Origin of the sequence: Wolbachia pipientis, from assembly GCF_023661085.1 — a bacterium.
Lineage (GTDB): Bacteria > Pseudomonadota > Alphaproteobacteria > Rickettsiales > Anaplasmataceae > Wolbachia.
Genome location: NZ_JAHDJT010000008.1, coordinates 1 through 15,041 on the forward strand (window position 1 = coordinate 1; position 15,041 = coordinate 15,041).

The following is a 15,041-nucleotide window of genomic DNA, read 5'->3' on the forward strand; positions in this document are numbered from 1 at the left end:
AAATAGCTTCAATACTATAATAAGGGTAACGACGAAGGTTGTCAAGTAGTTTTTTTCGTTTCTGCTGGATGACATACGCTGCTAAAGGTTTGTTATATGGCTATGCAAAAGGTCTATTTACTCTAAGTATATTACATGTATACTTATTACTAAATTAAATTTGAAATAATAAGAAATGAATGAATTTAAATCAATCCGTAATATTGCGATAATTGCGCATGTTGACCACGGCAAAACTACTTTACTCGATAACATGTTAAAACAAAGTGGCACGTTTCGTGAAAATCAAGAAGTTCAAGAACGAGTGATGGATAGTGGCGATCAAGAGCGTGAACGCGGAATTACAATACTTGCAAAATGTACGTCAATAATGTGGGGCGATGAAAAAATCAACATTATCGATACACCGGGGCATGCGGACTTTGGTGGAGAAGTAGAAAGGGTGCTATGTATGGCAGATGGTGTGTTGCTGCTGGTTGATGCTGCAGAAGGTCCCATGCCACAGACTAAGTTTGTGTTATCAAAAGCACTAAAAGCAGATTTGAAGCCGATTGTGATAATCAATAAGATCGATCGGCCAGACAGCAGAATTGATGAAGTGTTGAACGAAATATATGAATTGTTTTTTAACCTTGATGCAACTAACGAACAGCTTGATTTTCCAGTGTTGTACGCTTCTGGTAGAAATGGCTGGTGTGTTAAAGAACTCTCTGACGAAAGAAAAGATTTAAGCCCATTATTTTCAACGGTTATAGATTATATAAAACCATCTATTTACGACCAAAGTGTACCTTTTGCTATGCTGGTTACTTTACTTGAGTCTGATAAGTTTCTTGGCAGGATATTGACAGGGAAAGTTTACCAAGGAATCGCAAAAGTCAATTCAGACCTCAAGGTACTCGATCTTGATGGTAAGGTAGTTGAGCGAGGAAGGCTGACTAAGTTACTTTCATTTTCTGGCTTAAAACGTATTCCAGTAGAACAAGCCGTAGCGGGAGATATAATAGCAGTTACAGGACTTGAGAAAGCTTCAGTTTCAGACACTATAGCAGCACCAGAGGTTACAACTGCAATAAGCTCGACTCCGGTCGATCTGCCAACAATGGCAATTACTATAAGCGTTAATGATTCACCTTTCGCTGGGCAAGAGGGAACAAAGCTTACTTCCACTGTCATAAAGGATCGTTTATATGCAGAAGCTGAGACAAATGTTGCGATTACTGTGACTCCGACACCCAGTGGCGAGGCATTTGAAGTGGGTGGACGTGGTGAGCTACAGCTTGGAGTTTTAATTGAAAATATGAGAAGGGAAGGCTTTGAGCTTTCTGTTTCGCGTCCTCGTGTATTATTTAAAGAAGAAGATGGTAAAAAGCTTGAACCTATAGAAGAAGTGGTAATCGATGTAGATGATGAGTATAGTGGAGTCATCATGGAGAAACTCAACTTCCGAAAAGGTGAAGTGACTGACATGAGACCTTCTGGCAATGGAAGAACAAGGTTAACATTTTTAGTGCCATCAAGGGGGTTAATCGGTTATCAAGGGGAGTTTTTAACCGATTCTCGCGGTACTGGTATCATCAACCGTTTATTTCACAGTTATGCTCCTCATAAAGGTCCAATTTCTGGAAGACGCAATGGAGTGTTAATTTCCACTGATAAAGGTGAGGCTGTGGCGTATGCAATTTTTAATTTACAAGACAGGGGAATTATGTTTATCAAGCCACAAGACAAAGTATATTGCGGTATGATTGTTGGTCAGCACAGCCGCGACAATGATTTGGAGATAAATGTACTTAAAGGCAAGCAGCTGACAAATATAAGAGCTGCAGGTAGTGATGAAGCTATAAAACTTACTCCGCCAAAAATAATGACTTTGGAAGAGATGATAGCATATATAGATGATGATGAACTGGTGGAAGTCACTCCAAAGTCTATACGGTTACGCAAGAAATTTCTTGATCCAAATGAGCGTAAGCGTGCAGGAAGAGCGAAGAATAAGGAGTAATCAGAAGTTGAATATCTGCAAAAGATAGTGTATAATTATTAATGGTTTTTAAGTAAATCTCTTATGGTTTTGTCAAAGTTTCTAGATCCAAAAAACAACTATGCCTTTAGGCGTATCTTTGGTACTGAGAAAAATAAAGATATTCTAATTCATTTTCTAAATGATATTTTAGGTCACATTGGTGAAGTTGAAATAAAGGATGTAACCTTTCTTAGTCCCATTCAAAACCCTGATATTGCTGCCAAAAAGGAAAGTATTGTCGACGTATTATGTAGAGACTCTACAGGTGTCCAAAAAATTGTTGAGATGCAGGTCGCTAGGACCAGTGGCTTTGAAAAACGCGCCCAATACTATGCTGCTAAAGCCTATTCAAGCCAAGCTGACATAGGTGCCCGATATCAAGACCTTAAAGGAGTTATCTTTATTGCCATCACTGATTTTGTTCTATTTCCTAATAAACCAGAGTACAAATCTGATCACGTTACTCTTGATCAGAAAACCTTCAAACATGACCTGGAGGATTTTAGTTTTACTTTCATAGAACTACCGAAATTTCCAAAAACAAAAGAGGATCAACTAGAAAGCATAGTTGAAAAATGGTGTTATTTTTTCAGATATGCAAATGAGACTAGTGACGAGGATTTGAGAAAAATAGTAGGAAATGATGAAATTATCGGCAGGGCTTATGATGAGTTGAACCAATACAACTGGAGTGAAGAAGAGCGTTTTACGTATAATCAAGATAAGAAACGTGAAGATGACAATTTATCCTGCCTTAACCAAAAATTTGATGAAGGCATGGAGAGAGGAAAAATTGAAGTTGCAAGAAACCTACTTAAGGCTGGCATCTCTATTGATATTATCTCTCAAACAACTGGCCTTCCCCAAGCTGAAATTAAACAACTTCAGGAAGAAGTCACCTAAAGGCCTAATGATCGACAAAGAAGTTGTAAGAGAGAGCTTAAAAAAAGTCATAGAGCAAAAAAGTGGTAAAAATGTAATCGCTCTTGGCATAATATCCTCAATTGTTATTAAGGGCAGAGATGTTGGTTTTGCGATTGAAATTTCTGGTAACACACAAGCAAATGAAGGATTGAGAAGAAATTGTGAAAAAGCTGTTAAAGCTATACCAGGAGTAGGAAAAGTGACCGTGGTTGCTGCCGGTCAAAAGCAAGCTGAACAACAAAGAGCTAAACTACATATCAAGGGAGTGAAGAATATAATTGTTGTTGCCTCTGGTAAAGGAGGTGTGGGTAAATCTACAGTTGCACTAAATCTCGCATTTTCATTGGCAAAATTAAAGCGCAAAGTTGCACTAGTTGATGCAGATATATATGGTCCTTCGATTCCCAAAATGCTTGGTGCTGAGGAATTAAAGCTAAAAATACATGATGGCAAGGCAATTCCTATAGAAAAGTATGGGTTACATACTATTTCAATCGGCTATTTTATCGATAAAGATCGTGCAGCAATATGGCGTGGACCTATGATCACGAAAGCACTTTATAATTTGCTAATGGGAACGAGATGGTCCGGTATAGAGTATTTGATAGTTGATACGCCACCTGGAACCGGCGATGTGCATTTAAGTCTGATGGAGAATTTTAACTTGACCGGGGCGATAATAGTCTCAACTCCACAGGAGCTTGCTTTAATCGAAGCTTGTAAAATTTACGATATGTTTACAAAGTTTAGCGTGCCGATTATTGGCATCGTGGAAAATATGAGCCACTTTACTCAAGACAACTTAAAAACATATATATTTGGAAAAGATGGCGCAAAAAAAATGTCCGAAGAATTAGGAATCAAACTCTTAGGCAAAGTTCCTTTAGATCCACAAATATGCCATGCTTCTGATTGTGGAAATCCTTTAATGCTAAGTGAAGGTTTAGCAGGAATTTATGAAGACATTGCTAAGGATGTTGAGTCTTTTTTAAATAGTCTGTAAAGACTATTTAAACTATTTTTAAAACAGATAAAATGTAATTTCAGGGTTAGCGTGAATAGAATGAATTATGATGTAATCATTTCAGGAGGCGGGTTGCTTGGTCTTATTACTGCGATTGGCCTAAGTAATGACTCTGTGTCTGTAGCTGTGATCGAGAAAAATAGCCTACCGCGCGTGATTGATGACAATCGAACATTTGCTATTTCTCAGGGATCGAAGAAAATACTGGAAAAATTAGGGATTTGGCAGTTCATAGAGAGCAAAGCTGAACCGATACTTGATATATGCATATTAGATGGAAATAGTCCGGTTACTGTGCATTATGATCATAAAATGGTCGGTGAAGAGCCAATGGGCTATGTTATCAATAACGCTACCATATGGAGTGCAATCAATAATAATTTTTTGAATAAACTGAATATATACTTTCCGCATTCTTATAAAACAATCGCTTGTGATGCAGGATTTGCGGAAGTTACTCTTGACGATAGTCGGCAATTAATATCATCGCTACTTATCTGCGCTGAAGGTAAACACTCCAAACTACCGGAGTTATTTTCTATACCAGTAATAAAATTTGATTATAAACAAAGTAGCATAGTATTTAATGTAGAACATGAACTGCACCACCAAAACTTAGCTGTGGAGCGGTTTTTTCCCGGTGGTCCATTTGCGATTCTGCCGATGAAGGGTGGTCATACTTCTTCGATAGTTTGGACAGAAAAATCTGAAATTTCAAAAATGCTGATGAGCTTATCTGAAGAAGAGTTTATCGCAGAACTCAAAAAAAGATTTGGATCTTACTTGGGAGAAATAAAATTAGAGGGTGAAAGAAAATCTTATCCTTTAAGCTTTGCTTTTGCAAAAAAGCTGCATAAAGGCAGGGTTTTGCTTATTGGCGATGCGGCCCATTCGATTCATCCAGTTGCAGGACAGGGGCTTAATCTTGGAATTAGAGACATAGAAAGTGTTATAAGACACATAACTGCTGCAAAAGCGTCTGGCATTGACGTTGGCAGTAGTTATCTGCTGAAGAGAATTTCACGCGATAGATGCTTTGATAATTTTAGCATGGCGCTTACAACTGATGGATTAAACAGGGTATTTTCCAACAGAATATTCTGCGCTAAAGTACTGAGAAATCTTGGTTTAATGGTAGTTGAAAATTCAAGTTTCCTCAAAAAACATTTCATACGTCATGCTATGGGACTATAGAAACAAAAAAACTATTTGACAAATCCTTTCAACCCCCTTAGAATGAGACTGAAGCTATTTGTTTAACTTCCCAATCTGTACAGGTTAAAATGACAAGAAAACTTGTATTTGGCGTACTATTGTTTAATTTTTCGCACTATGTGCACTGCATGTCTTTTTAAAACTTCTGGTTTTCAAGCTGAAACGCGCTTATAAGTCGTTTAAGACATCACCCAACGCCGGATTTTAAAATAGAGAGTGGAATAACTAGCTACCTCGGGGTTTTATTGTCTTTTTTCTCTGTTTGGTAAATTTCTTAAATATTTATAACTAAAGCAACGCCGACAATCATCATTCCGCTACGTGTTAGCGGGATCTATAGCTGAAATACCGCGAATGAATTGCGGCATGACGTGGGAAAACCTTAGCTATAGGCCTTCCACTTTCTAGTTATTGTTATAATATGCGTTGACGTTTTGCTGCTGGTTCTATAATTACTTCTTCTAGTTCATTAAACTTTTTTAATATTGAGAGTTGAAGGCTATTTGATAGCTGTTCTCCAGTTACCCAATAGATTAATTCATCAAATGACCGATTATCTGACTCTGAAAGCATGTCCTGATATTCTTCTGATGTTAAACCCCAGTTAACTGTAAGAGGTTCTATTTCGTGTTGATCGGTTGTTTCTTCTAATGTTGCAGAGTTTGGAAGGAAGCTTGCAGAATTATTTAACGTTAAAAATCCATTCTGAGTAGGCTTTTTTCTTTGCCTTAACAACCTACTATCTGTATTAGAATTCTTTGCATTAGAGTTTTCTGTTTTAGGCTTCCTTTTATCATTTGAATAAAAACGCTCTAAAATGTGCTTAGCACTAACCGTAGATTTTATCTCTAAATATATCTTGTAATCTTCTTTTTGTTGAGAATTCAATTGACTAAATAGAGTTCTAAATAAAAAAGTAGATTGATGAGCAATGACATCGAGTGTGTTAAATGCAAATCCTTTCTTTTCCTGAAACAAATCGTAAAGCACACTAAGTGCTTCGTCCCTTTTTATTGAACTCAATATGCAGTACATAACTTTAGCATGACATTTCATTATCGTTGTGTGAAGGTAGCACTGTTTATGGTGATAAGTAAGGATATTAAATATCTTCTTAAATTTGCTTGTTTGTCCATTATAAGCAAGACTATTTAAACTTTCCACCACTTCATTGTGTATGTCACTAGTACTATTACGCATTTCTTTACTGCCATTATTAGTTAATATATTAGTACCGTATTAATATTTATAGAGAAATCAATAAAAATTTATCTAGATTATAAAAATAGATTAGTCTTGGTATTAAGTATTTAAGATCTCTGTGAAAAAAAAAGTTTAAAAAGAAACTACAACGAAATAAGCCCGTTGTGATTAAAAAAACAATTACAGACTTAACTCTCTCCCGCTAGCCTTTCTGCTTCGTTGCGTGAAATTAATGCCTCAATAAATTCGTCTAGTTCGCCCTCTTTTATAATTTGCTCTAACCGATGTGAAGTCAGATTAATTCTATGGTCTGTTATTCTTGACTGTGGAAAGTTATAAGTTCTTATACGTTCAGAACGGTCTCCAGAGCCTATTTGGCTCTTCCTCATAGTTGACCTTTCCTCTTCTTTTTTTTGTCTTTCAATTTCATATAATCTTGCTCTCAATACTTTGAGCGCTTTAGCTTTATTTTTGTGCTGCGATTTTTCATCTTGCTGTATTACAACTATTCCTGTTGGCAGGTGAGTAACTCTTACCGCACTGTCAGTTGTGTTCACTGACTGTCCTCCAGGACCGCTAGACCTGTAAACATCTATCCGTAGGTCTTTCTCTTCTATTTTAAAATCAACCTCCTCAACTTCAGGTAATATGGCAACAGTAGCTGCCGAAGTGTGCAGCCTTCCCGAGGATTCAGTTTCTGGTACCCTCTGCACCCTATGTACTCCCGATTCAAATTTCAACCTTGCAAAAACTTCTGTGCCATTAATAAGTGCAGAAGCTTCCTTATAGCCACCTATACCTGTACTGGAAATGCTTATTGGCTCGAATTTCCAATTTCTCCTTTCTGCATATTTTTGGTACATGCGGAATAACATTGCTGCAAATAATGCCGCTTCCTCTCCTCCTGTACCTGCTCTAATTTCTAATATTGCGTTTCTTGAATCATCTTCATCTTTAGGTAATAGCGCTAATTTTAGCTTGGCTTTTACTTGTGGTAATGATATCTTTTGCTTCTCAAGGAACTCTTCTTTTGCTAATTCCTTTATATCATGTTCGCTATTTTCATCTCTTATTATTTCCTCTAAGTCTGAGATTTCTTCTTTCAGCGTGTTATATTCATCGATTATTTTGATAATCGGCCTGAGCTCAGAGTATTCTTTTGAAAGGTTGATAAATTCTTTTTGACTTAAATTGGTAGGATTTTCTAATCTCCTTTCTATATCATTAAATTTTTTCTTCAAATCTTGCAAATTGTTTTCTATATCCATATAGCTCAGATCTAATATTTTAACTATTTAAGTAAATAATATATACTTGAAATAAAAAATTTTTTACATCAAGCAATAACGTTATAATATACATACTACCTTAGATATTTCTATATATAATGGCAAGAAGGATGACATCAAACAGCAATTTTATGTTTGGAGCTTCAGACATAAAATCATTACCAGATGAATCGGTTCCAGAGATTGCGTTTGCCGGTAGATCAAATGTAGGAAAATCCAGTTTAATTAACTTACTGATAAACAGCAAAAAAGCTGCCAGAGTTTCTTCTAAACCTGGGTGCACTAGACAAATAAATTTTTACTCTATGTACAATGACAAGTTCAGACTTGTTGATCTGCCAGGGTATGGTTATTCTTGTGCGAGCAAGGAAGAAACAATGCAATATTTAGATCTGATTGAGTATTATTTAGCTCAAAGAAGAAGCCTAAAAAGAGTATTTGTGTTGATAGATAGCAAAGTAGGGCTAAAAGAAATAGACAAGGACTTTATTTATTGGTTAACATATAATCATGTTAACTTTGATGTTGTGCTAACAAAAATAGACAAAGTAGGTCAAAAAAATCTCGATGCCATTTTAGAAAGTACTCAAAAGTGGGTTAATAATGAGAATGTGTCAATTCATCAAATAAGCACCCGTGCTAAGTGTAAAATAGTCAAGGTAAGGGATGAGTTTTTCAAGTTTACAAGATAAAGAAATGAAGAGCAGTGAATTTTCAAATGGTGGAGTACCATTTAAACAAAAAACAGAAATGTTGCTTGAAGTGCTGTCTAATATACCCAACTTTGTCGGCGAAACTTTTGTCATCAAATGCAGCAGTATGACAATTTCAGACAGAACGCTGCTCAATGCTTTTGTGCATAATGTTGTTTTGTTGAAACAGCTTGGTATAAATCCAGTCATAGTTCATGATGGAGAATATGAAATTAATTCTGTACTGAAAGCCTTAGGTATAGATAGTAAGTTTGTAAATGATATCAGACTTACGGACAAGGATACCGTGAAAATCATTGAAATGGCGCTATGTGGTTCAGTTAATAAAAAAATTGTTCAGCATATAAATGCTGCTGGTGGTTCGGCCATTGGGTTATGTGGAAAAGATGGCAGCCTAATAAAAGCTGAAAAGATAAGCACTACGCTTAGGGAGAATAGATCAAGCAATATCGAAAAAATATTAGATATGGGGTTTATTGGAGTACCAACTGAGATCAATCCTGATATATTATTTTTTTTTGAGGAGTCAGATTTTATACCAGTTATTGCACCTATTGGTTATGGAGGAAATAAAGAAACATATCACGTTGATGCTGATAGTGCTGCAAGTGCGGTAGCAATTGCAGTTTCTGCATCCAAAATGGTAACCTTTAGTGATACATATGAAGAAATAGATAAAATTGGTGGTAGAAAGATATCTGTTAAAAGTCTAAATGCATCAATTAATTGCGGTAAAATTAAAGAGGAAAGGCTTATTAAAAAACTTATAGTGTGTGCCAAAATGGTGGAGGAATGTGCTGGAACTGCTCATATAGTTAATGGCAGAATACCTAATGTCCTGATTGATCTACTTACTGAAGATAATTTGAGTGTATCAATTGTGAACGATTTGTAGCTACACTACTTATAACTGTAAGAACGTTTAAAGTTTGGAAACGATTTACATAATAGATGATGTCATTCCAGCTAGTGACGCATATCTGTACAAACATTATGATTTGTGGGTAATTTGCGTAGCAGACCTACTTGGATACATTATAGGATGAACCAGCGCCATAGCCAGTGCTCCTTCTTCGTTATCCCTATAGAAACGTTTGCATACAGGATTTTGTACTTAGGCAAGATTATATCTTGAAAAAATGAAGCTTTAGTGCTATGAAGTACTGTAGCTTCTATGCTCAAACTTTTATACTGACTATGAATGTGGAAAATGAGAAAGCACACAGTGCTAAGATAAAATTGCCGATATTTCTTGATTATCAGTCTACTACTAAAGTAGATCCTCGTGTTTTAGAGGTGATGATACCTTATTTTGGTAAGTTTAGTAATGCACACTCTCGTAGCCATTCATTTGGTTGGGCCGCTGAGGAAGCAGTGGAAAGAGCAAGGAAGCACATTGCTGATCTGGTAAATGCAGATAGCAAAGAAATTATCTTCACCTCAGGTGCAACCGAGTCAAATAACATGGCGATAAAGGGTGTTGCTCACTTTTATAGGAATAAAGGAGACCATATAATAACTGTCTGCACAGAGCATAAGTGCGTTTTGGATTCTTGTCGGCATCTGGAGAATGAAGGCTTCAAAGTTACGTATCTGCCTGTCAAGCAAAATGGAATTATAGATTTGTCGAAACTCGAAGAAGCAATCACTGATAGAACAATTCTGGTTTCAGTGATGATGGCAAATAATGAAATCGGAGTAGTGCAGCCTGTGAAAGAAATTGGTGCAATATGCAGGAAGCATAACATATTTTTCCACACAGATGCTGCTCAAAGCTTTGGAAAAGTACCGATCGATGTTAATGAAATGAACATTGATCTCATGAGCCTTTCTAGCCACAAAATTTATGGACCAATGGGAATAGGTGCATTATATGTCCGGAGAAAGAATCCTCGTGTCAGGCTGACACCACTGATTAGTGGTGGTGGACAGGAGAGAGGTATGCGCTCCGGAACAGTTCCAACTCCTCTTGCAGTTGGTTTTGGTGAAGCAGCACGTATTGCTAAAGAAGAAATGGAAACAGAAGCAACCAAGTTGGAAGAACTGAGAGATATTTTGTACGGCAAGATAAAAGAAGCATTTCCTGATGTTGTTTTAAATGGTGATTATGAAAATAGAATTCCTGGCAACCTAAACTTAAGTTTTCCCTACGTTGAGGGCGAGTCTCTTATCATGGCAATCAAGGATTTAGCAGTAAGTTCCGGTTCTGCGTGCACATCTGCATCTCTTGAGCCTTCCTATGTCATAAGATCACTAAACAATGGCCATGACCTTGAGCACTCATCAATTAGATTTGGCCTTGGCCGATTTACCACTAAAGATGAAGTTTTATATGCAGCAGATCTTATTGCTCAAAATGTTGGGCGACTGAGAGAAATGAGCCCACTTTGGGAAATGGTACAAGAAGGAATAGATTTAAACACTGTGAAATGGGACTCTCATTAGGTCTACCTGCTTTCTGATTTTGTGTCAACAACTTGCTTGTGCTTCTCCCAAGTATTCTGCGGTGCTTATCTGCGTTTCTCCTTAAAATCTTTTACCATAAATTGGTAATAAAAGAGATCTACCTTTTCGTTGACTACCTATATTCTATAACCAGCATAGAAGATATAAGTAAATAATGGTTATCAATATGACTTATGAAATGCACAGCAGGCAAAAGTGTACAGCCCCATAATTCCTCCTTGTGATGGTATTTTTTTCTCATACTTTATCATATCATCACACTCTGGGGCCATACAGAATTTTGTGATATATTAGAATCGATATGGTGGGCAATGACAGACTTGAACTGCCGACCTCCTCGGTGTAAACGAGATGCTCTACCAGCTGAGCTAATTGCCCCTTTAGTGTAATTCTATAGCTCAATATTATTGTTGTAAACAAAAAGTAGAACCACATGCTGTCTAATTTCTCATTGACCATTTGCTTAACTAAATGTTAATATTACAATTACTTCGGTTAAAGTATAGAAAATGCAAGACAACATAGTACCAGTTTCAATAGTGAAAGAGCTGGAAGATTCTTATCTCTCTTACGCAATGAGCGTGATCATAAGCCGGGCTATACCTGACGTGCGCGATGGGTTTAAGCCTGTTCATAGGCGCATATTATATGCAATGGCAAGGGCAGGATACGATGCTGGTAAGCCATATAAAAAGGCAGCTCGTATAGTTGGGGACGTAATGGGGAAATATCACCCACACGGTGATATGGCTGTTTATGACTCCTTGGTCAGAATGGCTCAAAATTTCTCTCTTCTTTTACCACTTATTGATGGGCAAGGTAACTTTGGTTCAATAGATGGAGATCCGCCAGCTTCGATGCGATATACAGAAGCAAGGCTCCACAAAGTGTCGCATTTTCTATTGAATGATATCGATGAAGGTACAGTTGACTTTAGGCCAAACTACGATGGAAATGAGACAGAGCCTGTTGTACTACCTGCAGAGTTCCCGAATCTGTTGGTAAATGGTGCAAGTGGTGTTGCAGTCGGTATGGCAACTAACATTCCTTCTCATAATCTTGGAGAAGTAATTGATGCTTGTATATTATACATAGATAACCCTGAGGTAACTTTAGATGAACTGCTCGAAGTGGTGCCGGGGCCGGATTTTCCAACTGGTGGAACGATTCTTGGTAGGTCTGGAATAAGATCAGCGTTTGCCACAGGTAGAGGCTCAATTGTTGTACAAGGTAAAACTCATATAGAAGATCTGCCGCAAGATAGGCAAGCAATAGTTATTGATGAAATACCTTACCAGGTAAATAAAGTAAAATTAATTGAGAAAATAGGTGAGCTCGTAAAAGAGAAGAAAATTGATGGCATAACTGAAATTCGAGATGAGTCCGATAAGTCCGGCATTAGGGTAGTGATTGATCTTAGGAAAAATACTGCAGCAGATTTCGTACTGAATCAAATACTGGGCCTTACTCCCTTAAGAAGTAGCTTTAGTGTTAACACTTTGGTTCTGAGTAACAACAGGCCTGCTCTGATGTCATTGAAAGAAATCATAGCTGCTTTTGTTGACTTTAGAAAAGAAGTACTAATCAGGAGAACAGAGTTTCGTCTAAGAAAAACGAGGGAAAAAGCTCATATATACATAGGGCTCTACATTGCAGTTTTGAGCATAGACGAAGTGATAAAAATCATCCGTGGTGCAAAAGATCCTGAAGAAGCAAGCAAAGAGCTTTTAAATAAAGAGTGGAAGACTTCAGCGGAAATAAACACGATTATTAGCTTGATTTCAGACAGTGAGAGCTTTTTAAAAGATGGAGTATACAGATTAACTGAGCTGCAGACGAAGGCTATTCTTGATATGAAATTGCAACGCTTAACAGGTCTTGAAAAAGGCAAATTAGAAGCTGAGCTAAATTCAATGATCAACCTGATAAAAGAATATATCGCTTTTCTTGGCTCAGAAGAGAAATTGATGAAAGAAATAAAGAATAATTTACAAGAAATAAAGAACAGATTTGCTGTGCCGCGAAAAACTTCAATAGAAGAATCAGATGTAGACATTGAAGCTGAGGACCTCATTCCGCAAGAGGATATGGTGGTGACTGTAACTATGAATGGTTACATTAAGCGCGTGAAGCTTTCTCACTATAGAACTCAGCGTCGTGGTGGAAAAGGAAAGCTGGGACAGGGATTAAAGGAAGAAGATGTAACCACGAAATTGTTTGTTGGAAATACCCACACTAGCCTTTTATTCTTTTCAAACATTGGCAGAGTTTATAGGTTAAAGGTTTATAAATTACCTCTTGCAGAGCCAACAGCACGTGGAAGAGCGCTTGTTAATATATTTCCTCTCACTGAAGGTGAAACTATAACTAACATCATGCCGCTCCCAAGTGAAAATGATGAAAATCAGAATATAGTCTTTGCTACTGCTCATGGAAACATAAGGCGTAACTCTTTAGCAGACTTTCACTATATTCCAAGTAATGGAAAAATAGCAATCAAGCTCGATGAAGGAGACAAATTAGTGTCGGTTAAAGTATGCAACGAAATTGATCACGTTTTACTTTCAACGACGCTTGGGAAAAGCATCAGATTTGTTGTAAGTGATGTTCGCCAGTTCAAAAGCCGCAATTCAGATGGCGTAAGAGGCATCAAACTTGTAAAGAGCGACAGCGTGATATCCATGACCATACTAAACGGTATAGATGTTACAACAGAAATAAAAGAACTTTACCTAAAAGTTCCACTTGCAAAAAGACTAGAAGCTGCTACTAATAACGCCATTGATTCTAAGTTAGAAAAGACTTTGAACGATTTGGGAATAGACAGTGAGTTATTCTTAAAACTTGCGGTGAATGAGGAGTTTATACTAACCATTACCGAAAATGGATTTGGTAAAAGAACTTCTGCGTATGAGTACAGAGTAACCAATAGGGGTGGTGTTGGTATCACCAATATTCTTACTACCAGCAGAAACGGCAGTGTTGTTGCTAGTTTTCCAGTTGAACAGGGTGACAATATAATGCTCATTACAGATAAAGGAAAGTTAATTCGCATTTCAGTGGATGATATTAGAATCACAGGACGTAGCACTCAGGGAGTCACCCTATTTAAAACAGAGAGCAAAGAAAGGGTGGTGTCAGCGGCAAAAATTGAAGATCCTAGTTCTACTGAAGATAGCACTTCTGAAGAAGTCGGAAACTCTGTCTCCTCTGAGCGATAGCTAAAGGTGCAAGTTTTTATTGATTAATCTATAGTATTTAAGCTAAAATATATACTTATGGCTGAGTAGAGATCGATGGACAAAAAATTAAATAAAAATAAAAAATCGTTGGCAGACAAGAAGGCTAAAGAAGCATCTCCTGTTAAAGACCTCACTAAAAATAAGAGTAGAAGAGATTTTATAACATTAACTACATGTGCTATGGCAGGTATAGGAGCTGCAAGTGGACTTTGGCCGCTAGTTAAGTCTATGAACCCTTCCGCTGAAGTTTTAGCGATGTCTACGGTCGAGGTTAATCTATCTAATATTCAGGAAGGGCAAGGGAAAAAAGTAAAATGGCAAGGTAAACCGATATTTATTCGCAGACGTACGAAACAAGAGATTGAGGCGGCAAGAGCAGTTGATGTAAAAAATTTGCGAGATCCCCAGCCGGATGAGCAAAGAGTATGCAAAGGAAAAGATGAGTGGTTAATTATGATTGGAATATGTACCCATCTTGGGTGTGTGCCGGTTGATTATGCTACAAAAGACGGCAATGGCTGGTTCTGCCCTTGCCATGGCTCATATTATGATACATCAGGTCGAGTAATTGGAGGGCCTGCACCGAAAAATATGGCTATACCTAATTATTTTTTCCCAAGTGAAAATGTTGTGATAATTGGCAAAAAGGCTTAACCTAGTAGCTCTCTTGCGTTATGGTAGGGAATTTTTAGGAGAAATGCAGATGAGCACACTTGAAGTATTGATTTGGTTACGTAGTAAACGATGTCATCCAAGTAGCCCTTTTCCTGTCATTCCAGCGCGTGACGCTGGAATCTAGGAGTTTATCAAGCAGGTGAGCATAAAAGTAGCCGTTTTACGTTAAAATATAATACTAATTATTATGGAAAGACTGGATCCCAGTGGGCTTTGTTGCATGGCAACTAAAAAACCTAGTGGTTACTGATAAAATTCATTATA

At 37.3% G+C, this 15,041-nt stretch carries 12 protein-coding genes and 1 tRNA gene; 10 read left to right on the forward strand and 3 right to left on the reverse strand.

The genetic code is table 11. From position 1 onward, the window contains the following. The first annotated feature begins 175 nt into the window (after window positions 1-175). The 4 genes from typA (at window position 176) to ubiH (ending at window position 5,168) form a co-directional block, all read left to right on the forward strand. The gene (gene typA, locus DM84_RS00600) at window positions 176-2,005 is read left to right on the forward strand and encodes a translational GTPase TypA (RefSeq protein ID WP_250777564.1); all 1,830 of its coding nucleotides are present in this window, start codon (window positions 176-178) and stop codon (window positions 2,003-2,005) included. 63 nt (window positions 2,006-2,068) lie between these two features. After that, window positions 2,069-2,929 carry an Rpn family recombination-promoting nuclease/putative transposase gene (locus DM84_RS00605; protein WP_250777566.1) on the forward strand — a complete coding sequence of 287 codons (861 nt, stop codon included), beginning with the start codon at window positions 2,069-2,071 and terminating at the stop codon, window positions 2,927-2,929. A gap of 7 nt (window positions 2,930-2,936) precedes the next feature. After that, window positions 2,937-3,953, forward strand: a complete 1,017-nt coding sequence (locus tag DM84_RS00610) for an Mrp/NBP35 family ATP-binding protein (protein ID WP_250777568.1) — start codon at window positions 2,937-2,939, stop codon at window positions 3,951-3,953. A gap of 60 nt (window positions 3,954-4,013) precedes the next feature. Next, window positions 4,014-5,168, forward strand: coding sequence for a 2-octaprenyl-6-methoxyphenyl hydroxylase (gene ubiH / locus DM84_RS00615; protein WP_250777591.1), 1,155 nt, complete (start codon window positions 4,014-4,016; stop codon window positions 5,166-5,168). Window positions 5,169-5,603: 435 nt separating this feature from the next. On the opposite strand, the gene DM84_RS00620 is transcribed toward ubiH, so the two are convergent. Then, window positions 5,604-6,389 carry a hypothetical protein gene (locus tag DM84_RS00620; RefSeq protein ID WP_250777570.1) on the reverse strand — a complete coding sequence of 262 codons (786 nt, stop codon included), beginning with the start codon at window positions 6,387-6,389 and terminating at the stop codon, window positions 5,604-5,606. Window positions 6,390-6,580: 191 nt separating this feature from the next. Further along, window positions 6,581-7,660 carry a peptide chain release factor 1 gene (gene prfA / locus DM84_RS00625; RefSeq protein ID WP_250777572.1) on the reverse strand — a complete coding sequence of 360 codons (1,080 nt, stop codon included), beginning with the start codon at window positions 7,658-7,660 and terminating at the stop codon, window positions 6,581-6,583. Between the two features lie 116 nt (window positions 7,661-7,776). Here prfA and yihA point away from each other — a divergent pair, with 116 nt between their 5' ends. The 3 genes from yihA (at window position 7,777) to DM84_RS00640 (ending at window position 10,839) form a co-directional block, all read left to right on the forward strand. Next, entirely contained in the window at window positions 7,777-8,373 is a 597-nt protein-coding gene (gene yihA / locus DM84_RS00630) for a ribosome biogenesis GTP-binding protein YihA/YsxC (RefSeq protein ID WP_410543766.1), read from the forward strand. Next, window positions 8,348-9,289: an acetylglutamate kinase gene (argB, locus tag DM84_RS00635; protein WP_250777576.1), complete on the forward strand. Its 942-nt coding sequence runs from the start codon at window positions 8,348-8,350 to the stop codon at window positions 9,287-9,289. The genes yihA and argB overlap by 26 nt, the downstream gene beginning before the upstream one ends. Window positions 9,290-9,591: 302 nt before the next feature. Next, on the forward strand, window positions 9,592-10,839 hold the full coding sequence (locus tag DM84_RS00640; protein WP_250777580.1) for an IscS subfamily cysteine desulfurase: 1,248 nt from the start codon (window positions 9,592-9,594) through the stop codon (window positions 10,837-10,839). Window positions 10,840-11,162: 323 nt separating this feature from the next. Here the strand turns inward: DM84_RS00640 and DM84_RS00645 are convergent. Next, window positions 11,163-11,238, reverse strand: a tRNA-Val gene (locus DM84_RS00645). 131 nt (window positions 11,239-11,369) lie between these two features. Here DM84_RS00645 and gyrA point away from each other — a divergent pair. From gyrA to DM84_RS00660, 3 genes are all read left to right on the forward strand, one after another. Next, window positions 11,370-14,081, forward strand: a complete 2,712-nt coding sequence (gene gyrA / locus DM84_RS00650; RefSeq protein WP_250777583.1) for a DNA gyrase subunit A — start codon at window positions 11,370-11,372, stop codon at window positions 14,079-14,081. Between the two features lie 75 nt (window positions 14,082-14,156). Continuing rightward, on the forward strand, window positions 14,157-14,756 hold the full coding sequence (gene petA, locus DM84_RS00655; RefSeq protein WP_250777585.1) for a ubiquinol-cytochrome c reductase iron-sulfur subunit: 600 nt from the start codon (window positions 14,157-14,159) through the stop codon (window positions 14,754-14,756). After that, window positions 14,740-14,901, forward strand: coding sequence for a hypothetical protein (locus tag DM84_RS00660; protein WP_250777588.1), 162 nt, complete (start codon window positions 14,740-14,742; stop codon window positions 14,899-14,901). Before petA ends, DM84_RS00660 begins: the two co-directional genes overlap by 17 nt. Window positions 14,902-15,041 lie beyond the last annotated feature (140 nt).